Origin of the sequence: Desulfovibrio sp. TomC (assembly GCF_000801335.2) — a bacterium.
Taxonomy (GTDB): Bacteria; Desulfobacterota; Desulfovibrionia; order Desulfovibrionales; family Desulfovibrionaceae; genus Solidesulfovibrio.
Genome location: NZ_JSEH01000008.1, coordinates 188312 through 210194, shown reverse-complemented (window position 1 = coordinate 210194; position 21883 = coordinate 188312). Strand labels below are relative to the sequence as shown.

General features: G+C 66.0%; 19 protein-coding genes. 8 read left to right on the top strand and 11 right to left on the bottom strand.

What is annotated here, in order from left to right:
- The first annotated feature begins 52 nt into the window (after positions 1-52).
- The gene (locus NY78_RS23095; protein ID WP_053062179.1) at positions 53-1036 is read left to right on the top strand and encodes a C1 family peptidase; all 984 of its coding nucleotides are present in this window, start codon (positions 53-55) and stop codon (positions 1034-1036) included.
- Between the two features lie 28 nt (positions 1037-1064).
- Here NY78_RS23095 and NY78_RS09915 read toward each other — a convergent pair whose 3' ends face one another.
- Complete coding sequence (locus NY78_RS09915; protein ID WP_043635020.1) at positions 1065-1343, bottom strand: cysteine-rich small domain-containing protein; 279 nt, start codon at positions 1341-1343, stop codon at positions 1065-1067.
- A gap of 80 nt (positions 1344-1423) precedes the next feature.
- Between NY78_RS09915 and NY78_RS09910 the strand changes: the two genes are divergently transcribed.
- From NY78_RS09910 to NY78_RS09890, 5 genes are all read left to right on the top strand, one after another.
- Positions 1424-2704, top strand: a complete 1281-nt coding sequence (locus NY78_RS09910; protein ID WP_043635015.1) for a hypothetical protein — start codon at positions 1424-1426, stop codon at positions 2702-2704.
- Positions 2705-2901: 197 nt separating this feature from the next.
- Positions 2902-4263, top strand: a complete 1362-nt coding sequence (locus tag NY78_RS09905; RefSeq protein ID WP_043635014.1) for a PP2C family protein-serine/threonine phosphatase — start codon at positions 2902-2904, stop codon at positions 4261-4263.
- On the top strand, positions 4260-5360 hold the full coding sequence (locus tag NY78_RS09900) for a LysM peptidoglycan-binding domain-containing protein (protein WP_043635013.1): 1101 nt from the start codon (positions 4260-4262) through the stop codon (positions 5358-5360). The genes NY78_RS09905 and NY78_RS09900 overlap by 4 nt, the downstream gene beginning before the upstream one ends.
- A gap of 85 nt (positions 5361-5445) precedes the next feature.
- The gene (locus tag NY78_RS09895; RefSeq protein ID WP_043635012.1) at positions 5446-6651 is read left to right on the top strand and encodes an HD-GYP domain-containing protein; all 1206 of its coding nucleotides are present in this window, start codon (positions 5446-5448) and stop codon (positions 6649-6651) included.
- 75 nt (positions 6652-6726) lie between these two features.
- Positions 6727-7269, top strand: a complete 543-nt coding sequence (locus NY78_RS09890; RefSeq protein ID WP_043635010.1) for a hypothetical protein — start codon at positions 6727-6729, stop codon at positions 7267-7269.
- Positions 7270-7566: 297 nt separating this feature from the next.
- On the opposite strand, the gene pgl is transcribed toward NY78_RS09890, so the two are convergent.
- The 7 genes from pgl to NY78_RS09855 are packed head-to-tail and all read right to left on the bottom strand — an operon-like array spanning position 7567 to position 14646.
- Positions 7567-8286 (bottom strand): 6-phosphogluconolactonase, encoded by a 720-nt coding sequence (gene pgl, locus NY78_RS09885; protein WP_043635009.1) that lies wholly within the window; start codon positions 8284-8286, stop codon positions 7567-7569.
- Positions 8283-9824 (bottom strand): glucose-6-phosphate dehydrogenase, encoded by a 1542-nt coding sequence (gene zwf, locus NY78_RS09880; protein ID WP_043635001.1) that lies wholly within the window; start codon positions 9822-9824, stop codon positions 8283-8285. Before zwf ends, pgl begins: the two co-directional genes overlap by 4 nt.
- A complete protein-coding gene (gene gnd, locus NY78_RS09875; RefSeq protein ID WP_043635000.1) occupies positions 9817-10740 on the bottom strand; it encodes a phosphogluconate dehydrogenase (NAD(+)-dependent, decarboxylating) in 924 nt (307 codons plus the stop codon). Before gnd ends, zwf begins: the two co-directional genes overlap by 8 nt.
- The gene (locus NY78_RS09870) at positions 10737-11468 is read right to left on the bottom strand and encodes a TVP38/TMEM64 family protein (RefSeq protein WP_043634999.1); all 732 of its coding nucleotides are present in this window, start codon (positions 11466-11468) and stop codon (positions 10737-10739) included. Before NY78_RS09870 ends, gnd begins: the two co-directional genes overlap by 4 nt.
- An 8-nt stretch (positions 11469-11476) precedes the next feature.
- Complete coding sequence (locus tag NY78_RS09865; RefSeq protein WP_043634995.1) at positions 11477-12835, bottom strand: deoxyribodipyrimidine photo-lyase; 1359 nt, start codon at positions 12833-12835, stop codon at positions 11477-11479.
- A 36-nt stretch (positions 12836-12871) separates the two neighbouring features.
- Complete coding sequence (gene mazG / locus NY78_RS09860; RefSeq protein WP_043634994.1) at positions 12872-13669, bottom strand: nucleoside triphosphate pyrophosphohydrolase; 798 nt, start codon at positions 13667-13669, stop codon at positions 12872-12874.
- Positions 13666-14646 (bottom strand): CvpA family protein, encoded by a 981-nt coding sequence (locus tag NY78_RS09855; RefSeq protein WP_043634992.1) that lies wholly within the window; start codon positions 14644-14646, stop codon positions 13666-13668. Before NY78_RS09855 ends, mazG begins: the two co-directional genes overlap by 4 nt.
- 147 nt (positions 14647-14793) lie before the next feature.
- Between NY78_RS09855 and NY78_RS09850 the strand changes: the two genes are divergently transcribed.
- A complete protein-coding gene (locus tag NY78_RS09850; protein ID WP_043634990.1) occupies positions 14794-15915 on the top strand; it encodes an AAA family ATPase in 1122 nt (373 codons plus the stop codon).
- Positions 15916-16059: 144 nt separating this feature from the next.
- Here the strand turns inward: NY78_RS09850 and ribD are convergent, their stop codons facing one another.
- Both ribD and NY78_RS09840 read right to left on the bottom strand, forming a co-directional pair.
- Positions 16060-17217 carry a bifunctional diaminohydroxyphosphoribosylaminopyrimidine deaminase/5-amino-6-(5-phosphoribosylamino)uracil reductase RibD gene (ribD, locus tag NY78_RS09845; protein ID WP_043634988.1) on the bottom strand — a complete coding sequence of 386 codons (1158 nt, stop codon included), beginning with the start codon at positions 17215-17217 and terminating at the stop codon, positions 16060-16062.
- Complete coding sequence (locus NY78_RS09840; protein WP_043634987.1) at positions 17207-17668, bottom strand: deoxycytidylate deaminase; 462 nt, start codon at positions 17666-17668, stop codon at positions 17207-17209. Before NY78_RS09840 ends, ribD begins: the two co-directional genes overlap by 11 nt.
- 364 nt (positions 17669-18032) lie before the next feature.
- Here NY78_RS09840 and NY78_RS09835 point away from each other — a divergent pair, with 364 nt between their 5' ends.
- A complete protein-coding gene (locus NY78_RS09835; protein ID WP_197084226.1) occupies positions 18033-20633 on the top strand; it encodes a PAS domain S-box protein in 2601 nt (866 codons plus the stop codon).
- 219 nt (positions 20634-20852) lie between these two features.
- On the opposite strand, the gene NY78_RS09830 is transcribed toward NY78_RS09835, so the two are convergent.
- Complete coding sequence (locus NY78_RS09830; RefSeq protein ID WP_043634986.1) at positions 20853-21857, bottom strand: zinc-binding alcohol dehydrogenase family protein; 1005 nt, start codon at positions 21855-21857, stop codon at positions 20853-20855.
- Positions 21858-21883 lie beyond the last annotated feature (26 nt).

The following is a 21883-nucleotide window of genomic DNA, read 5'->3' as shown; positions in this document are numbered from 1 at the left end:
TTTGTAATAGCATGGTGGAAGCAGCCGGCCCAGAGCCGGAAGGAGGAATGGTATGCGCGCGAAGCGATCTGTTCTGGCGACGTTGGTCGTCTTCTCCTGGCTGTTGCTCGTTGCTACTGTTACAACCTGGGCTGGTGATCTGGCGTCCGTGCGCCAGGCCATCGCAGCTGCCGGCGTTTCCTGGACGGCCGGGGAAACGTCTGTCTCCCGTTTGAGCCCCGACGAACAGGCGCGTCTGTGCGGCGGTCTGGCCGAAACAGTCCAAGGCGATGTCGTGACCAACCTGGATGCTTTGCCGGCCGACGCACTGCCGGCCAACTACAGCTGGCGCGACGTCAATGGGAAGAATTTTGTGACGCCGGTACGCAACCAGCAGACCTGCGGCAGCTGTTTTGTGTTCGCCCCGGTGGCGGCCCTCGAGTCGCGGTTGCTGCGCACCTACAACCGGCCGGGAACCGACATCAATCTGTCGGAGCAGATACCGCTTTCCTGTTCCGGAGCAGGGAATTGCGCCAATGGCGGGTATGCCAGCACGGCCTCGACCTATCTGAAGACCACCGGGACGGCCAGGGAGACCTGCTATCCCTACACCAACACCGATGGGACCTGCGGCACTGCCTGTGCCAATTGGCAAATCGCCCCCTACAAGACGACAAACTGGTCGTATGCCAACACGACTTTCCCGGCGACTGCGGCGCTTCTCAAGACGGCCGTGTCTACCAAGGGTCCGGTGGTGGCCCGGATGGTGGTCTATTCGGACTTCTACAATTACACCGGCGGCGTCTATACAAAGGTCAGCGGGCAGAACATGGGCGGCCATTTCGTGCTGGTCGTGGGTTGGGACGACCGCACGTCCGCGTTTCTGGTGAAAAACAGCTGGGGCACGAGTTGGGGCGAGAGCGGCTACTTCTGGATTGCCTATTCAGAGCTGGCCTCGGTCGATGTCCGGTTCGGCGAATGGGTGTACGTCTATGACGGAGCCACCGGTCCTATGGCCGGTTCTGTTCCGGCGGACAATTCGCTGTTGCTGCGCTAGTGACGGGTCTGTCCGGCTGGGGGCTTGGTCATTTGGGAGCCTGTGCTGCGCCAGCCTCCTGCCGGCGGTTGCCGGCCTCTTGCCGCAATCTGTCGAGTATCGCGTCATACCCTTCGGGGCGGTGGGGCCGCAGGCAGGGGGTGCAGTCTTTGACGCCGCCGCGCATTTCGCAGTCGCCGCCGCAATCGGCGAGCAAATACAGGGGGCAAAAGCAGAACAGGCAATTGAAGGTGGCCGCGTCGGCTCCGGGATGGCAGGGGAAGTAGCGGCAGTCCGGGTTTCGAAAAAAGCGATGGCTGTTTTCCATGCGAGCTCCGGGAAAGGCGGCACGAGGCTTGCAACCCATGGTTCGCGTCCGTGCCAAGAACGAAACACCGGGATAACGCTATGGCCATTCAGACTACTACCTCTACGCCGCAGGATTTCCTGACAAAAGCTGCGGCGACGACGCCGGGGTCGGGCAAGGCCAAACTCGATCCCAGATTTTTCGAGATCATGCTGCAAAGCGGCTACGGGATCAACGCGGAAGTCGGCAAGTCGAGCAAGCTGGCCATCCCCAAAGATAAAATGATCAGCGGTCTTGAGATGTTGGCCTCCGGCCAAGGCAGCAACAACGATGCCGCCCTGTCCATGCTCGGCTACCAGACCACCGCCAAGGGCTTGACAGGCGGCGACGGGGCCATGGACAAGTTCCAGGGCAATGCCCTGGCCACCCTGTCACGGATGGCCATGGAGCAATCGGCCAGCCAGGGTAGTGCGCCGACAGCGCAGCCGGCTGCGGCGGACGGCGGCTCCAGTGTGCGTCGGTCCGTTGACAAATCGGCCGTGCGCATGGCGGTCAGCCCGACAGCCCGGCATCCCGACGATCTTGGTCACCTTGGCCGGGTCGGCCAGGCCTCGGGCCGGGGCGGGTTTACCAAGCGGGAGGAGGAACTCCTCTTGGCGGCTGCCGGGGCGGAAAATATCCTGGCGGAGACGTCGCGGGTGGAAAAAGCCAAGGAAGTGGCCGCGACTTCGCGCAAAGTGCTGCCGTCCACCCTGGAACACAAGGCCGGTCAGCTTTCGGCCCAGTACGAATCCAATTCCGAGGTCGACTACATCGGCTACGACAGCCGGGGCGGCACCTCCTACGGCCAGTATCAGATCGCCTCCAAAACCGGCACCATGGACTATTTCATCCGTTTCCTCGACGACAAAGCCCCGGATATCGCCAATCGGCTGCGCGGGGCCGGACCGGCGGACACCGGAGGCCGGACCGGCCGGATGCCGGCGGTCTGGAAGGACGTCGCAGCGGCTGATCCCAAGCGGTTTGAAGCCCTGCAGCATGAGTTTATTCGCGGCAACAATTATTCCCCGGCCGCCAAGTCCATCGTCCTGACCACCGGAGTGGACGTCACCCGCCGTTCCTATGCCCTGCGCGAGGTCCTGTGGAGCACGGCCGTGCAGCACGGACCGGGCGGGGCCGAGCGTATTTTCACCCAGGCTATTGAAAAGGCCGACGCCATGCCGGCTGGTCAGGATTTTGACAAAGCCGTCATCGAGGAAGTCTACAAGCTGCGCGGCCAGAAATTTTATCGCCACAACAAGCATATCCGCGAAGCGGTCCAGTCGCGCTTTCGGGACGAAAAGACCACAGCCATCGCCCTGCTCGACACCCCGTCCATCTAGGGCCGCGTTCGGAGGATTCGTTTCTGCCAAGGTGTCGCCCGACGCCTTGGCAGAACCGCTTTCCCCGCAACACGGGATTGCCCGCATTGCGGGAACCCCATCGCTTTTACAAGGTATTGCCGCATGTTGCCCCCCTTTGAGACAAAAGGCTTCGCCGTTGGCTTTGCCAGGGCCGGGTTTTGCTGTAGGGAGAGGGCATGACGCAAGGCACCCCCATGCCCGACGCCGCCGGCGACGTGACCCCGTTGGCCAGGAAACTGGACAATCTCAGGCGCTGTTTCGCCTTGTCGCGGCTGGTGGCCGAATCCCTGGACCTGTCGGAAGTGCTGGCGCGCATCATGACCACTTCGCGTCAGGCCCTGGGGGCCGAGGCGGCCAGTCTCCTGCTGGTTGATGAAGCGCCAGGTCCCGGGCAGGGCGAGTTGGTTTTCACCGTGGCCCAGGGGCCGGCCTGTGGCCGGCTGCAATCAGGCTACCGCCTGGCCCCGGGGGACGGCGTGGCCGGCTGGGTGGCGGCCACGGGCCAGGCCGCGCTGTTGCCGGACGCCTACCAGGACCCCCGCTTCAATCGGAACGTGGACCAGGAGACAGGCTATCGCACCCGTTCCATGGTGTGCGTGCCGCTGATCTACCGTGAGCGCATCGTCGGCGTGGTCCAGTGCATGAACAAGATCGGCGGGGGGGAGTTCACCCCGGACGACCTGGAGATATGCTCGCTGTTGGGAGCCCAGGCCGCCGTGGCCATTGTCAATGCCCGGCTGCACGGCGAGGCCCTGGCCAAGCAGCGGATGGATTTTGACATGGAGGTGGCGGCCAGCGTCCAGCAGGGCTTTTGGCCCAAGGATGCGCCGGCATTGTCCGGATTCGACGTGGCCGGGGTGAGTCTGCCCTGCGACGCCACGGGCGGGGATTATTACGATTATCTCATGCGTCCGGACTGTGGCCGGGAGGGGCTCTTTCTGGTGGCGGTCGGCGATGTCACCGGGCATGGCATCCAGGCGGCGCTGCTCATGGCCAGCGTCCGGGCGTTTTTGCGTTCGCGTCTGCTTTCGCCCGGCTCTCCCGGCGAGATCGTCAGCGACGTCAATCGGCTGCTGACCGCCGATATGGGCACCAGCGGCCGATTTATCACCCTCTTTCTCTTGGAGCTGTGCCCGGCGGCCGGAGAACTGCGTTACGTGCGGGCCGGCCATGATCCGGCCTTGCTCTATGATCCAGGCCGGGACGATTTTCTAGAACTGGGCGGCCGGGGTATCCCGCTTGGGATCGATAGCGACTGGTGCTACGAAGAAAACGTGGTACAAGGATTGCCAGCCGGGGCTGTCCTGGCCCTGGGCACGGACGGCATCTGGGAAGCGCGCGGCCAGGGGGGCGAGATGTACGGCAAGACCCGCTTGCGCCATGCCCTGCGCCGGGCCGCGGCCGGGGATGCCGGAAGCATTGCCCGGGCGGTGCTGGCCGATCTGTCGGCCTTCACCCAGGGCGAACCCCGTCACGACGATATAACGCTGGTCGTCATCAAGGCCCTGCCGGGCGCGAAACATACGGAGGCGGCATGAAGTTGACGTACGCCATGATAGCGGCCCTTGCGGTCGGTTTGTTGCTGATGGGCTGTCAGAAAGAGGACGCCAAGGGATTCCCCAAGGTGGACTATAACAAAGACGGCAAGATTATTTTCGAGGAACTGATCGTGGTCTTTCCGGATCTGACCGTGGATGAGTTCCTGGCTGCGGATGCCGACAACAACGGCAGCCTGGACGAGAAGGAATACACCCGGCTGCGCCAGGCCCGGGATGCCGGCAAGAAGCTCGACGCCGCTGCGGCTGCGGCCGCCCCGGCTGCGGCCGCCAAGACTCCCCCGGTCGAACCGGACAAAGTAACGCCGCCGGCCAAGCCGGCAGAATCGGCCCCGCCTGCGGCCCCGGCCGGGCAACCCGCTGCGCCGGCCGCTCCAGACGCCCAATCCGCTGTACCGGCGGCTCCGGCGGTGACATTGCCCCCAGCAGCCCCGACAGCGGCCACCCCGCCGGCTGGCGAAGTGGTGGAAACCGTGGTGGCCGAGGCCCCTGCGCCTGCCCCGGCCGGACAAGCCGCTGCGCCGGCTGCCGAGACCTATACGGTGGGCCGGGGTGACACGCTGTCGCGTATTGCCAAGAAATTCGGGATTACGGCCAAAGAGCTTATGGCGGCCAACGGCATGAAGGACGCCGACCGCATTGATGCTGGCCGGGTGCTGACGATCCCTGGCAAGGGAGCAGCCAAATCCGGTGCGTCCGGGGAGAGCGTCTCGCCAGCGGTCGCCGCCTTTGTGGCGGATTATTTCGCCAAAAGCGGCTCCGGCGAGATAACGGCCCTGGTCGATCTTTACGGCGACTCCGTGGACTATTATAAGAAGGGTCGGATTGGGGCGGACGTGGTGCGCCAGGACAAGACCGCCTATTTCGAGCGGTGGCCGCAGCGCACCTACAACGCCGCACCGCCAACGGCGGCGGCGCTGCCCGACGGCAACATCAAAGTGACCGTGCCGGTGGACTACACCGTCAAACGGGCGGACAAGTCCGCCCGGGGACAAGCGACCTTTACCCTGGTGCTGCAACCTGCTGGCGGATCGTTCCGCATTGTCGGCGAACAAAGCGCGGTGACCGAGCGCAAATAACGGCTATCCGTAACGGTTGCAGTACGAAAGCCGGAAGGGAGACCTTTCGGCTTTTCCGTGTCGGAGCATCTTGGAGGCAGCAGGCATGCTGCGAAAAATCGACATCAATACGCTTGTGCCCGGCATGTTTGTGGTCGACACCGGTTTGTCCTGGCTGGAACATCCCTATCTCTACAGTCAGGAAGGCGAAATCCGAAGCCTCGGCGTGGTGCGCGAGATAAAGGCCGGTGGGTATACCGAGGTCTTCATTGACACCGAGCGGGGCGATTACGCCCGCAGCCGGAACGGGGCCGAGGCGCAAGAACCCTCCCTGGCCGAACTGTTGGCCCGGGGGCCGGCGGTGCGCGAGGCGCCGTCCGTGCCCTTGGCCCAGGAGTTGGCAACAGCCCAGGTCGTCTACCGGGACTGCCTGGGCATTGCCAGGGAGCTGTTGGGCGATGCCGAGGCCCGTCGCGCGATGGATATTGCCAGGCCGGCGGCCCTGGTCGACGAGGTGATTTCGAGCGCCGTGCGCAATCCCGATGCGCTCCTGGCCCTGTGCAAACTGCGCTGCCATGATGCCTATACCTTCACCCATGGCGTCAACGTCTCGGTGCTGGCCGTGGCCTTTGGCACGTCGTTGGGAATCGGGGCGCAGGGGCTCAAGGAATTGGGCTTGGCCGGGCTGTTTCACGACCTGGGCAAGACCGGGGTGGCTGACGTGATCCTCAACAAACCCGGCCGGCTGACCCCTGACGAATTTCATCAGGTCAAGTCGCATCCGGGCCTTGGCCGGGATTTGCTCGAAGGCCGGGGACTGCCGGAGGCAGTCCTTCGCGGCGTGGCCGAACATCACGAGAAATGGGGCGGCGCCGGCTATCCGTCCGGTCTGGCCGGCGAGGACGTCCATGCCTGGGCGCGCATCATCGGCGTGGCCGACGTGTTTGACGCTTTGACCAGCAAGCGGGCCTATAAAAACGCCATGTTGCCCACCCGCGCCCTGGGGGTGCTCTACGGGATGCGGGAGCGCGACTACCCGCCGGGTCTGGTGGAGCGCTTTATCAAGTTCATGGGCCCCTATCCGGTGGGCAGTTTCGTGCGTCTGGACAGCGGGGAATACGCCTTTGTCCGGGGCGCCAATCCGGGCCGGCCGCTTTTTCCCGAACTGCTGCTGGCCTTTGATACGGCCATGCGCCCGGTGCCGCCCCGCGTCCTGGCCGCCTCTTCCGAGCCAGCCGGGCCTTGGGCCATTGCCGAGGCCCTGGACTCGGCCGCCTTTGGCATCGATCCCATGGACTACCTTGTCCAATAAAGGAGGGGGGAAGGTTTTTCCCGGCACGCTCGTTGCATAAAAAGGCCCGGGGCGAAACAGCCCCGGGAGCGCGCCATGGACATTACCACCATTTATGACAAGACCAGTCAGCAAATGACCGTGCGTTCGGGGACGGACACGTCCTCGAAGGGGTCGAATTCCCGCACGACGGTTGCCAGCACCGCGACGGGCACGTCCTCGAATCTGAGCCTGGACAGCGCCTATATCAGTCCCGCCTTGCAGACCAAGGCCCAAAACGAGGCCTTGCAGACCCAGTTCACCAAGACCCTGGGGGCCAAGCTCGAAGAGCTGGGCGTCGATGTGAGCCAGCCCATTACGCTCACCCGCACAAGCGACGGAACCGTGACGGTGGCCGGCGACCACCCGGACAAGGAAGCCATCGAAAAGCTCTTTGTCGATGTGCCGGCCCTGACCGAGGCCTTTAACGCCCTGGCCGACAACAGCGCCAAGCTGGCCTCCATGACCGCCAGCCAGTCGGCCTCCCTGGTGCGGGCCAACGGCTATGCCGCCTATCTTAAGCAGATAAACAGCACCGCCTCCACCAGCGATTTCTACTACAGCTACATGAACGGCTCCGCCGCCACCTATTTCAGCTGATCCTGGCGGCGGCCGGCCGGGGCTTCCCTGGGACGGCCGCTGGAGCCTCACCTCGTTTGCGGCGCGGGACAGGCCGGCCGGTCCGGGCTGGAGTCCCCCCGCCGGGCGGGGGCTTTAACGACGTTGGCGGCCTGCTGCTTGCTGCGGCTCAAAGCATGCCTACGGAAAGAGCCTCCTGCCCCTCTGGGGACGGGAAGCCACTGAGAGGCGTCGTGTCGGTTTGAAAACAAGAGCCTCCTGCCCTTATGGGGGCGGGAGGCTCTTGTTGCTGTCTGGTCCGGCCGCCGGCCGGCCGGATCAGCCCGTGGCCACCAGCCAGGTCAGGTCCCCGGCCGGACGCACCAGGGAGGCCGGGACAGTTGCGCTTGGCGACTCGGCCAGGGCCTTTTCCAGGGCCGCCTCCTTGCCCTTGGCCGAGGCCAGAAAGAGCACGTGGCGGGCGGCGTTAAGAAGCGGCAGGGTGAAGGTCAGGCGCGGCACCGCCGGCTTGGCCGTGGTCGGCGGCGGTACGGCCGCCACCAGCCGGGTGGTTTCACCCAGGGCCGGGCTGTCCGGAAAAAGCGAGGCCGTGTGCCCGTCCGGTCCCAGGCCGAGCAGAATCAGGTCAAAGCGGGGCACGGCCCCAAGCGGTTCACCGAAGGTGGCCCGCATCTCGGCCTCGTAGGCCGCGGCCGCCAGATCGGGCGGCACAATGTCCACGGGCATGGGGTGGATGTTGCCGGCCGGCACGGCCGTTTTGGCAAAAAGCGCTGCCGTGACCGCGCTGAAGGTGTTTTGCGGGTCCGTCGCCGGGACCAGCCGTTCGTCGCCAAAAAAAAACAGGACCTGCTCAAAGGGCACGCCAAGACCCTGCTCGGCCATGGCGGCATAGAGCGGCAGGGGCGTGCTCCCGCCGCAAAGGGCCAGGGTGAACCGGCCCCGGGCGGCCCAGGCCGCCCGGGCCAGGACGGTGACCAGGGTAAGGGCCGCCTCGGTCAGGGCGGCAGCGTCGGGGAAGCGGCGCACCACGGCGGTCATGACGTCAGACCATGGGCTGTGAGATACTTTCCGGCCTCCTGCGGTCCCCAGGTGCCGGACTTGTAGAGAAAGAGGCGGTCAGCCGCCGGGGCGTCAAGGAGCGGGGTGAGGAAGCGCCAGCACAGTTCCACCCCGTCCTGCCGCCAGAAGAGCGTCTGGTCGCCGAGCATGCAATCGAGCAGCACCTTGGCGTAGGCGGTGAGCGCCGGGCCTTGGTATCCCTGGTAATAATTGAAGTTCATGGTTACCGAGCGCAGGCACATCGGCCCCGGGGCCTTGGCCTGGAACGTCAGGCTGACCTGCTCGTCGGGCTGGATGCGAAGGATCAGCCGGTTGGCCTGGATGTGGTCGCCAAAAAGCTCCCGGAACATGGAATAGGGCACGGGCTTGAACTGCACGGCGATTTCCGTGCGTTTTTCGGCCAGCCGTTTGCCCGAGATCAGGTAGAAGGGCACGCCCTGCCAGCGCCAGTTGTCCAGATGGACCCGCATGGCGGCAAAGGTCGGGGTGGCGGAGTCGCCGGGCACGCCGGCCTCGTCGAGGTAGGCCGGGGCCCGGGCGTCGCCGCACAGGCCCGAGGCGTACTGGCCAAGCACGCAGTTGTTGGTCAGGTCGTTGTGGCTAAACGGGCGCAGCGCCCGGAAGACCTTGGTTTTTTCATCGCGCACCAGATCGGCCTCGAAAAGCGACGGCGGCTCAATGGCGCAAAGGGACAGGAGCTGCATCATGTGGTTTTGGAACATGTCGCGCAAGACGCCAAAATGGTCGTAATAGGAGGCCCGGTGTTCGACGCCGATGGATTCCGCGGCCAGGATGCTCACGTAATCGACGTAGCGCCGGTTCCACAGCGGCTCGAAAATGGCGTTGGCAAAGCGCAGCATGAGGATGTTTTGCACCGTCTCCTTGGCCAGATAATGGTCGATGCGAAAGATCTGGTGTTCGGAGAAGCGGGTGTGCAGGGCCTCTTCCAGCACCTGGGCGGTGTGCAGATCGTGGCCAAAGGGCTTTTCGATGACCAGGCGGGCGTAGCCGTTCGTTTCCTCGGCCAGCCCGGCGTTGGCCAGGTTGATGGCGATGGATTCATAGGCCGTGGGCGGCACGGCCAGGTAGAACATGCGGTTGCCGCCGAGGGTTTTGGCGGCGGCCAACTGGTCGAGGTAGGTCGACAGGGCGGCAAACGAGGCCGGGGCGTCGTAGTGGACCTGGAGATAGCTCAGGCGCGGGGCCAGGGTCTCCCACAGTCCCGGGGGCAGGGAGCCGAATTCGACTGCGGCCTGACGCATCCGTTCCCGGAAGGAATCGTCGTTTAAGTCGGTGCGGCTGGCCCCGACCACGGCGAAGTTTTCGGGCAGATGCCCGCCGGCGCACAGGGCGACCAGGGCCGGAACGAGCATCCGGGCGGTCAGGTCGCCGGTGGCCCCGAAAATGACGATGATAAACGGGTCGCCCACTTGCTCGAAGCGGCAGGCGGCCTCGGCCGTGGCCGTGGTGCGCCCCAGGACCACTTCGGCCTGGGCCGGGTCCGTGACATCAGTCATGGCCGTCCTTCCTTTTGACGGCGTGGCCGCCGAACTGGTTGCGCAGGGCCGCCAGCACCCGGTCCTGGAAGGCGTTGGGCTGGCGGGAACGGAAACGCTCGAACAGGGAGGCGGTGATCACCGGGGCAGGCACGGCGTTTTCAAGGGCCTGGGCCACGGTCCAGCGGCCTTCGCCGGAATCGTCCACATAGGCTTCAAGCGACTCCAGCCGGGGATCTTCGGTAAAGGCCCGCTGGGCCAGTTCCAACAACCAGGACCGCACCACCGAGCCATGGTTCCACAGGTCGCAGATGGCCGGGAAATCGAGGCCCGCGCCAAACTGGGAGGCGGCCATGATCTCGAAGCCCTCGGCATAGGCCTGCATCATGCCGTATTCGATGCCGTTGTGGACCATCTTGACGTAGTGGCCCGAACCGACCGGCCCGGTGTGGAGATTGCCGCCGGGACCGGTCAGGACGTCCATGGCCGGCTTGAGGACCGCGGCCACGTCGGGTTCGGCTCCGTACATGATGCAGTAGCCCTCGGCCAGGCCCCAGATGCCGCCGCTGACTCCGGCGTCGCAGTAGCGAAGGCCCAGCTTGCCGGCGGCCTCGTGGCGACGCAGGTCGTCGTGGAAAAAGGTGTTGCCGCCGTCCACGATGATGTCGCCGGCCGACAGAAGCGGCATGAGTTCGTCGATGTGCTCGTCCGTGGCCACGCCTGCCGGCAGCATGAGCCAGACCACGCGCGGCGTGGGCAGGGCGGCCACCAGCTCGGCCATGGATGCGGCCGCGCCGGCCTTGGCCCCTTCCTCGGCGGCAAAGTCCGTGGCTTTTTGAACGGTGCGGTTGTACGCCGTCACCTCGATGCCGCCCCGGACCAGACGTCTGGCCATATTGAGGCCCATACGGCCAAGACCGACCATACCGATTTTCATGGGGTGTCTCCTTTCGAGTTTGGCCCGGACTGGGGCGCATTGGCCCGTCGGGCGCGGTAGAAGGCGACGGCGTGCCTGGCCGCCAGCGGAAAGAGGCCAAGCAGGGCAAAGGAAACGAGCAGGCCGGGCGAGAGGATGCCGGCCAGGGAATTGATGCGTCCAAGCTGGGTGCCGGCGTTAACGTACACGGCTGTCCCCGGAAGCATGCCGATCTGGGAGACGAGATAGAACGTGGACAGGGGAACGGCGGTCAGGCCCATGGCGGCGTTGACCACGAAGAAGGGGAAAAGCGGGATCAGTCGCAGGGTGAAGAGGTAAAAGGGCCCTTCCCGGCGAATGCCCGCATCAATGGCGGCCAGCCGTGGTCCCATGCGTTTGGCCATGGCCTCCCGAAAAAGGGTGCGGGACAAGGCGCAGGCCAGGGTTGCGCCGATGGTGCTGGCAAAGGACACCAGGACAAGCGTGGTCCAGAACCCGAAGATGGCCCCGCCGCCAAGGGTCAGCACGGTTGCCCCGGGCAGGCTCAGGGCGGCCACCAGCACGTAGAGCAGGAAATAGCCGGCCGCGAATTGGATTGGCGAGGCGGCCTGGGCTGCGGCCAGGGCCTCCCGGGATTCCTTGAGAAAGGCCAGCGTCAGGTAGTTGTTGAGCCCCAGGCCGAAAAATCCGGCCGCCAAGGCGGCCACCAGGGCCAGAAGCAGCATTTTACGCACAAGGCCGGAGGTCATGGCGGCTCCTAACGGTTCCCGGCGATATAGGCGTTGACGTCAAATTTTCGCCGACAGCCTCGTTCGTTCATGTAGCGCACCTGTCCGTAGACCGGCCGGGCGGCCCAGGGCCGGTCGTGCAGCCCGCCGACGGACCACAGGACGCCGACCACGCCGTTTGGGTCGCGTCCGTCCAGGGCATAGCGGTCGTTTTGGGTCAGGGCGATGTCGATGGCCGCCTGGGGCGAGGCCGACCATTCCAGGATTTTTTTGGCCCAATACATGCGCATGTAGCCGTGGATGCGCCCGGTGCGGACAAGCTGGCCCTGGGCCGCGTTCCACAGGGCGCTGTGGGTGGCCCCGGCCTCGAAGGCGGCCGGCGCGTAGACAGAGGGCCGGGCATCGCCGGCATGGGCGGCCAGGGTCTTTTGCGCCCAGTCGGGCAGGGCGGAAAACTGGTCGTAGTCCGGGGTATAGTGGCAGAAGTTGTCGGCCAGTTCCCGGCGGATGATCAGTTCTTCCAGATAGGCGTCGGCATCGGCCGGGGCGCGGTCCTTGGCGGCCAGGATGTCCAGGGCGGCGCGCTGGGGGGCCAGCTGGCCGAAGTGGAAATAGGGCGACAGGCCCGAAACGGCCCCGGCGTTGGGATCGTTGCGGCGCGTGGCATAGCCCGGCAGGCGGTTGGTTGCGAAATCGGCCAGGGCCGCCTTCGCCGCAGCCGTACCCGGGATGAGGTCCGCGACCGGGGACACCGGGGGCACGGCCGGGTCGGCAGTCGCAGCGTCGGCCGCGGCAGCCCAGTCCACCGGGTCGCAGGCGTCCAGGTTGGCGGCGGCAAAGCGGGGCAGCTCGGGAAAGGGTTCGAGAAATTCGGCCAGGACGCGGTGGATTTTCGGGCGCAGCGTGGCTGCGGCATAGTCCCGGCGCGGCGAGGCGGTGCGGCAGGGCACGACGTTGTGCCCGTCCACCTCGACGAGCGCCCCGGCAAAGGCGGCGGCAACCGCTCCCTGCCAGCGCCGCTTGGAGCGCATGGGGTCGAAATCGGTAACGCACGTCCCGGCCCCGATTTGGTGCAAAAAGGCCGGCACCGTGGCCGCCGGATCGCCCGGGACCAGAAAAATCGGGATGTTATGCGCCCGAAGCGCCGCCTCGGTTTCGGCCAGGCCGCGCAGCATGAAATCGGAGTGGCGGGTCGTGGCTCCGGGATAAGTCGGGGCCAGGGCGAAGAGCACGGCCAGGGGCACGCGATCCTGCTTCGCCAGCCCGGCGGCGTGGAGCAGCCCCCAGTTGTCTGCGGCGCGCTGTTCCCGGGTCATCCAATAGACGACCGGACCCCGGCGCGGGGCGTTTTGAGACAGGGGGCAGACGCGGGCGGGATGGACCAGCATCCTCCTCTTGTAGGCGGTCAGGCTGGCGGATGCAAGCTACGAAGCGGCCTTGATTTCGTCCCACAAGGCATTCTTGGCGGCCATATCCAGGTCGTCGAGCTTCGTGCCCCGGGCCTCGGCCAGCTTTTCCATGGCCTTGTAGCGGACGAGGAACTTGTTGACCGCGCCGTCCAGGCAGGCGTTGGCCTTGAGGCCAAGCCGGCGGCCGTATTCGGTCAGGGAGAAGAGATAATCGCCGAATTCCTCGGCCATGGCCGCGTCGTCGCCGGCGGCCACGGCTGCCTCGAATTCGGCCCGCTCGGCCGCCAGATGCTCGGCCATGGCCGCGTCGGTTTCCCAGGTGAACCCGGCCCGGGCCGCCTTGGAATGGACGCGGTAGGCCTTTAAAAGCGGCGGCAGGCCCTTGGGCAGGCTGGCGTACAGGCCGGTCTCGGCCGGTTTTTCGCTGCGCTTGATGCGCTCCCAGTTGCGCAGCAGCTCCTCGCGGTCCTTGATGGTGCAGTCGGAAAAGACATGGGGATGGCGGCGGATCATTTTGGCCGCAGCCGTGTCAAAGGCCTCGGCCAGGGTGAAGTCGCCCCGGGCCTGGGAGAGCGTGGCCACGAAAAGGAGCAGGAACAGCACGTCGCCAAGCTCCTCGGCCGTGCCCGGGATGTCGCCCGAGCGGATGCAGTCCACCAGCTCGAAAGATTCCTCGATAATATAGTCGCACAGGGTTTCCGGGGTCTGGGTCTTGTCCCAGGGGCAGCCCTCGGGACCGAGCAGGGCGTCAAGGACGTCTTGCAGGCTGGCCAGGGCGTCGGCATTGGTCGGGGCGGCGTCAGCATCGCTCATGATGGTTTGTCCGTATCGGCGGGGCGGGCCGGCTTGGCAGCCGGCGCGGTCGGGTGTTTGTCGGCAGCGGCCTTTTTCTCTGGAGCGGCCTTTTCCTGTGGGGCGGCCTTGGCTTCCGTCCCGGGTTTGGCCGGCTCGGCCGCTTTGTTGGCCGGGTGTTCGGCCGCTTTGGCCTCGGCCTTTTTGGCCGGCTCTGCGGCCTTGGCGTCCGGTTTGGCGGCTGGTTCGGCCTTTTTCTCTTTGGCGGGCGGTTTCTTGTCCGGCTCCTTGGCCGGCTCTTTGGCCGGTTCGGCCGGTTTTTTCCCGGCGGGCTTGGCTGCTTCGGGGGCCGGATGTTTGTCCTCGGCCTTTGGCGCCTCGGCCGGCTTCTTGTCGGGATCGGCCGGTTTCTTGTCCATGACGGCGGCGGCGGTGGCGGCTGCGGCGGCTGCGGCCTTTCTTTCCAGGGCCGCCTTGATGGGATCGGGCAGTTCCTTTTTTCCGAACCGGCGCAGTTTCTCGTTAATGTCCGGGGGGATGTAATTGACCAGTTTGCCGCTCACCTTGTCGAGCACCGGCACGAGCATGGACCCTTTGAGAAAATCCGGGTCCGGCATGGCCAGACGCAGCAGAAAAAGCAGCACGGCGGTCAGGATCACGCCCTTGACCAGGCCGAAGCCGCCGCCGAAAAACCGGTCGGCCCATTGGGTCATGGTCACCTTGACGATGCCCGAGATGGCCAGAGCCACGAACCACACGCCCAGGAGCACCACGGTGAAAATGAGCAGATAGGCGGCGGTGCCGGCGTAATTGCCGGAGATATATTCCGAGAGATTGGGGGCCAGCGCCTTGTGGTAGGTACCGGCCAGATAAAAGGCCGTGATGATGGCGGCCAGCGACCCGGCTTCCTTGACCAGCCCGCGCATATAGCCGCGCACGGCAAAGAAAAGCCAGATAATGGCCAGGGAGAGATCGGCGATATTGAGCGTTGGCGTCATGGTGTTGTTGCGCCGTGGTTAATCGGCGTGCAGCCAGGGGTAGCAGATGCCGCCGCAAAAACCAACCCGCCCGCCAAGGGCCGTTCCCCTTGTCCGGGGCCGGCGTTGCGGGTAGGGAGGAAGCAAATCCCGAAGGACGTCCGCCGTATGGAACACAAAATTCTCCCCACCGATATCTACACGTTCCTGGCCGCCCGGGTGCTTGGCCAGACAGAACTGCTGCGCCGCATCAGCGTGTCCCTGTACAAGCACATCCACGGCCTGCCGGCCCCGAATGTCCTTCTGATCGGCAACTCCGGCACCGGCAAGACCACGCTCATGCAGGCGGTGGCGGCCTTTTACGAGGCCCACCCCGAGCTTGACCGTTTCCGGGTCATGCTGATCATAAACGCCAATACCCTTTCTCCCGAGATCGAGGGCGAGGACCGCACCACCCGGCTTTTCCGCAAGCTCGAAGCCCAGGCCAAGGTGACGTTTGGCGCACAGCTTACGGCCGAGGCCCTGCGGGACTATCTGGAAAACGCCACGGTGTGCGTGGACGAGGTGGACAAGATTTCCGGGCGCATCTCGGGCAAGCCTAATGTCGAGGGCATCACCACCCAGTATGCGCTGTTGACTATGCTCGAAGGCGAGCAGTTCCTCTATCGGGCCACGGTCATGGAAGACGGCCGCCCGGTGGAGACGGACATTCCGCTCGATACCGGCAAGCTGCTGTTCATCTGCGGCGGGGCCTTCGAGGAACTCTACGACCAGGTCTACAACTGCATCGTCAACCGCCGCGACGACCGCCGGCTCAAGGAAGTCTCGGAAGTGGAGCGCCGGCCCGACGGCACCGTGTCGGTGCGAACCGTGGCCCGTTTCCGGCTGCGGGAATACCTGCGTCTGGCCGACATGTTCGCCTTTGGCATGATGCCGCAGTTCATCTCCCGTTTCGGAGCCATGGCCATGCTCGAGGAACTGGGCAAAGACGAACTGCGCCAGATCCTCATCGGTTCGGCCAACTCGCCCCTGCGCCTGTGTCTGGAATACTTCCGGCACATGGGCATCCGCCTCCAGGTGACCGACGCGGCCTTGACCGCCATTGCCGCCGCCGCCGCCAAAAACAGCCGTATCGGCGCACGCGCCCTGCGCGAAATATTCAACGGCCTGATCGCCCCCTACGAATTTGATCCCAACGCCTCGCCCAAGTTCGAAACCACGGACAAAGGCCCCACCCTGACCATCGACCAGGAAACCGTGTGCGAATACCTGGGACGGACAAACGTCTAGGAGGGATGGGACAAGAGGAAGAGTGTCTCCGGCGGCCGGGGGCCTGAGGCCCCCGGACCCCCCAACGGGAGAAGTTTATAGAGGGGTCCTTGGCGTTGGCTGGCTAACCGGTCGGCCGGGGGCCGGGCTAACGCCGTTTGTGCGCTACCTTCCGATTGCGGCAGCAGCGGTGGTGGTCCCAACTGGCCGGGCCGTCACGCAAATATCTTCGCCCACCAGCCGCACGTCGCAGAAACGAAAGCCGGCGGCGTCGGCCATGCGCGGCACGGCCAGACCCGAAAAACCGGCCACGGCCCGGTCGTCGGCCAACACCTTGGGGGCGTAAAAAAGCGTCAGCTCATCGGCCAGCCCCTGGGCCGTCAGAGAGCCGGCCAACCCGCCCCCGCCCTCGCATAAAAGCGTATAGACCCGGGCCTCGCTGCGCAGGCGGGCCAGCCCGGGCGCAAGGTCAAGGCTGCCGTCGGGCCGGTCGGGCAGGCCGTAAAGCCGCACGCCGCGTTTGCCAAGCGCCCGGCCGGCGGCCGAGTCGGCCTGGGCCAGGCTCGTGAGGATGACCAACTGCGGCGAGCGTTCGCGCACCAGCGTCAGGGTCGCATCGGCCGCCGGCAGCCGGCGGGCCACGACCACGGCCAGGGGCTGGGGATTGCCCGACAGTGGGTCGCTGGCGTCCAGGCGGTGGGTCAGGCGCGGATCATCGGCCCGAAGCGTCCCGCCGCCCACCATGACCGCCTGCATGGCGGCCCGCATCCGGTGCACGCACCGCCGCGAGGTCTGGCCGCTCACCCAGCCGGCGTCGCCGGTGCGGGTGGCGATGCGGCCATCCAGGGTCATGGCCAGCTTGAGCGTCACATACGGCCGGCCCATGGTCTTGTAGACCACGAAATCGGCAATGGCGTCGCGGCATTGTTGCTCCAGGACGCCGACATCGACGGCCACGCCGCCCTGGCGCAACAATTCAGCCCCGCCCCCGGCCACGGGGTTGGGGTCCAGACAGCCCACCACCACCCGGGCCAACCCGGATTCCAACAGCGTGCGCGAACAGGGCGGCGTCTTGCCGAAATGATTGCACGGCTCAAGGGTCACGTACATGGTGCCGCCGGCCACAGGGACCCGGCGCTGTTCGGCGTCGCGCAGACATTCCACCTCGGCGTGCGGCCCGCCAAAGACCTTGTGCCAGCCCTCGGCCACGATGACGCCGTCCTGCACCAGCACCGCCCCGACCCGGGGGTTGGGCGTGACAAAGCCCCGGCCGCGTTCGGCCAGATCCAAAGCCCGGGCCATGAAATCGGCATCAGACGCCATGGTTGCCCTCCAATACGTCAAAGCCGATGCCGGCCTCGGCGATCATCTCGGCCGAGAGCGGATCAGGATAGCCTTGGCTGAAATAGATGTGGTTCACCTGGCAGTTGATCAGCATCTTGGTGCAGATCAGGCACGGCTGGGTGGTGCAGTAGATGTCCGCCCCGGCAATGGGCACGCCGTGCAGGGCGCATTGGATGATGACGTTTTGCTCGGCGTGCAGCCCCCGGCACAGTTCGTGGCGTTCCCCGGACGGGATGCCAAGTTTCTCGCGCAGGCAGCCGATATCCAGGCAATGGGCCGTGCCGGCCGGGGAGCCGTTGTAGCCCGTGGCCAGGATGCGGCGGTCGCGCACGGCCACAGCCCCGACCTTGCGGCGCAGGCAGGTGCTGCGCTCGGCCACCAGATAGGCGATGCGCATGAAATAATCGGGCCAGGGAAGACGCTTGTCCATGGGGGTCAACTCCGTGTGCAAAGGGGTGGCCGTCAGGCCTCTCGCAGAGTGGACCAGGGCAGGGGGCGGCGTCAAGACGCGCGGACCACGTGCCGCCTGTCGCAGCGGCCCAAAGCGTCGCCCTGGGACCAGTTGTCCGTGACAGCGTTTTCCCGGGCCGGCCCGGCGGCGTCTTCCGGCGGCCCCGAGGATCCGACCGGCCCGCAGCGGGCGTCCTGTGTCGTGGCTCGGGTCGGTCAGCCCTTGTGCATGATCTCTTTTTTAGGGTATCGAGGAAGAAGCCTTCCGCCCGCCGCTGTTTCCAGGCCTTGGGCGCAGGCAGACCATGCCGGCCAGGTTGTTTGCGCCGCACAGGGGCACAGCAATGTCGCGAAGGACATCTTTGCCGAACCCGGCCGCGCGGGTTGCCGCCAGCCGTCGAGGATGGCTGGCGGCCGCCGGCCTCCCGGTCACCCCGGCGGCCCTGGTCGCGCCAGTTCTCGGGGCACAGCCGGGAGCGCCCGGCCAGCTCCCCGGGGACATCCCGAATGCCGGCATCTGGTTCCTGGCCGTATTCTTTGCGCTGCTTGTGCTTTGCGGCATAATCCTGATCGGCTGCGTCGGGTTGCGCCGACGCCTGGCCGAGGCCCGGCGCGCCGAGCAGGCCGCCGAAGCCAGGGTGCGGGCGACTGAAATCGCCTTGGCCGAAAGCGAGGAGCGCTTCCATTCCCTGCTCGACAACATCCCCACGGTCGCGGTCCAGGGCTACGGCCCGGACCGGCGCATCCGTTACTGGAACGCCGCCTCGGAGGCCATCTACGGGTTTTCCCGGGAGGAGGTGCTCGGCCGCGATCTGCTCGACTGCATCATCCCGTCGGCCATGCGTAACGAGGTGCGGGCCGCCATGGCGGCCATGGCCGACTCCGGCCGGCCCCTGCCTGCCGGCGAACTGACGCTTCTGCGCAAGGACGGCTCCCCGGTCCAGGTTTTTTCCAGCCATGCCGTGGTGCAGACCCTGCGGGGCGAAACCCTGCTCTATTGCCTGGATATCGCCATGGGACCGCTGCGGCTGGCCGAGCAAAAGTTACGCCTGCTGGTGGAAAACGCCGGCGACGCCATTTACCTCGCCGACGAGACCGGCCGGTTTCTCGACGTCAACCCCGAGGCCGAGCGCCAGACCGGCCTGAGCCGTCAGGAGCTGCTGGAACGCGGCGTCATCGATCTGGACGTCGAGCAGACGGAGCAAGGCTTGGCAGCGTTTCAAGCGGCCATCGCCCGGACGGGCCGGGCATCGTTTGAGACCCAGCATCGACGCAAGGACGGCACAACCTTCCCGGTGGAACTGCGGGTGGTGGCGTTTCAGGCCGAGGGCCGGGCCTCCCTGATCGGCATTGCCCGGGACATCACCGACCGGCGGCAGAGCGACGAAGCCCTGCGTCAAAGCGAGATGCGTCTTCGCCGCATCATCGAGGCGGCCCGTGACGCCATCATCATGACCGACGCCGACGGGGTGGTGACCTTCTGGAATCCGGCCGCCGAGTCCCTGCTTGGCTATCCGGCCGCCGAGGCCCTGGGCCGCGACGTGCATGGGCTCCTTGCCTCCAAGCGGTACGGCGAGGCCGGACGCGAGGGTTTCGCGGAATTTGCAGCCACCGGCCGGGGCGACATTCCGGCCAATTCCCGGGATCTGCTGGCCCGGCGCAAGGACGGCAGCGAAATCGTGGTGTCGCTGTCGCTGGCCGCCCTGGACATGCAGGGGCGGTGGCATGGGGTGGGCATCCTGCGCGACGTCACGGCCCGCAAACAGGTTGAAATGCAGCTTATCGAGGCCAAACAGCTGGCTGAGGCCGCCAGCCGGGCCAAATCCGAATTCCTGGCCAACATGAGCCATGAAATCCGCACCCCCTTAAACGGCATTCTGGGGATGCTCGAATTGCTCAAGACCACCCAGACGTCTGGCGAACAGTCCGAGTACATCCAGGCCGCCATCAAGTCCTGCGGCCGGCTGACCCGGCTTTTGGCCGACATCCTGGACATCTCCCGCATCGAGACCGGCCGGATGTCGCTTGTGGCCGCGCCCATGCGTACGGCTGATCTGGCTCCGGCCATCCTGGACCTCTTCCGGCTTACCTGTCGGGAAAAGAACCTGGACCTGTCCTGCACGCTCGCCCCGGACATGCCGCCGGTGGTCCTGGGCGACGAGGCCCGGGTGTTGCAAATCCTGTTTAATCTGGTGGGCAATGCCGTCAAATTCACTGCGTCCGGGAGCGTGCGGGTCACGGCCGGGCCGCTGCCGGTGGGCCGTTTGGATCAGGTGCGGCTGCTTTTCACCATCGCCGATACCGGCATCGGCATTACCGACGTCCAACTGGCCACGATTTTCGAGCCCTTTGTTCAGGTTGAGTCCAGCTACACCCGACGGTTCCAGGGGGCCGGGCTGGGGCTGGCCATTGTCGCCAAGCTCGTGCGGCTTCTTGGCGGTGCGCTGGCCATCGACAACACCCCGGAAGCCGGGACCACGGTCTACCTGTCCCTGCCTTTCGGCCGTGCCGCCCCGAATGCCGAGGCGATCCCGGAGACGGTCGTGGCGGCCGCGCCCGCCGGGTTTTCGATCCTGGTGGCCGAGGACGACGAGGTCACCATTTTGGCGGTCACCCGCATGCTGCAAAAGGCCGGACACCGCCCAAGCGTGGCCCGAAACGGCAGGGAGGCCGTGGCCATGGCCCGGGAGACCGGTTTTGACCTGATTTTCATGGATGTGGAGATGCCGGCAGTCGACGGTCTGGAGGCCACCCGGGCCATCCGGGAGCACGAGGCGGCCACCGGCCGGAGCCGGACGCCCATTGTCGCGCTGACGGCCTATGCCATGCCGGGCGACCGGGAGCGTTTTCTGGCCGCCGGCATGGACGATCACCTGGCCAAGCCGGTCACCGGCAGCGATCTGACCCGGGCCATCGCCCGGGCCGCCGGCAAAGGGGAGGAGTGATCTGAGAGAAGCGGGGGATGCCTCCGGCGGCCGGGGGGATGATCCCCCCGGACCCCGGCACTTGGAGAAGTTTTTTCAAGGGGTTCATGGGACTGACTGGCAAGCCGGTCAGTTGTGGACCGGTACAAGCAGGCGTTTGCGCGTAACGGGAACCACCATTGCTGCGGCGGCCAAAGGGTCCTGGTCCCCGGCCGCCGGTGTGTTTCCCTGAGGAAAAATCTAGACGGCGATCACCTGCTTGCCGACCATGGTGCCGCTTTTCTGGCGCAGGTGGGCGGCGCGTACATTTTCGGCCGAGAGTCCGGTTAGGACCTCGCTGACCGTGGTGCGCAGGGTTCCGGCCTCGACCAGCCGGGCCACGCGGTCGAGAATGAATCCTTGGCGGTCCAGGTCCTCGGTGCCGAAAAGCGACCGGGTGAACATGAACTCCCAGCAGATGCGGGCGGATTTCTGTTTGAATATCGTCAGGTCAAGCGGCCCGGCCGGGTCGTCGATCAGGCAGATCGCTCCTTGCGGAGCCAGCACCCGGGCCATGGCCGTCCAATGCTCCTCCATGTGGGTGGTGCAGTAGACGGCCTCCACAGCCGTCATTCCGGCCTGGGCCAGTTCCTCGGCCACATCCCCCCGGCCGATGACCACCGAGGCTCCAAGCGTCCGGCACCAGGCCGCAGACTCGGGCCGGCCGGCCGTGGCCGCAACCGTCAGCCCGGCCCAGACTCCAAGCTGGATGACCATGGACCCGACCCCGCCGGCCCCGCCGATGACCAGCAGGCGCTTTCCGGTATTGGCCCCGGGGGCCGGGGTAAAGCCCAGGCGGTCAAACAGCCCCTCCCAGGCCGTCAGCGCCGTCAGCGGCAAGGCGGCAGCCTGGACCGGCTCCAGCGTGGCCGGGGCCAGGGCGGCGCGCCGTTCGTCCACCAGCAGGTATTCGGCGTTGCTGCCCGGTCCGGTCAGGGTGCCGGCGCAGTAGACGGTCTGGCCCAGGTCAAAGCGCCGGACCTGGTCCCCCAGCCCGGCCACCGTGCCGCAGGCGTCATACCCCAGGATGCGCTCCTCGCCCGGGGTGAGCCGGGCAAAGATCTTGGTGTCCACGGGATTGACCCCGGCGGCCGCCACCCGAACCAGGACGTCATGAGGCCCGGGCGTCGGTTGCGGTCGCTCTGCCTCGATGAAGGCTTTTTCGGCAGCGGGATCATGGCCGCCGACGGCGAGGATGGCTTTCATGGCGTAGTCTCCTTCCCGGGTGGGAT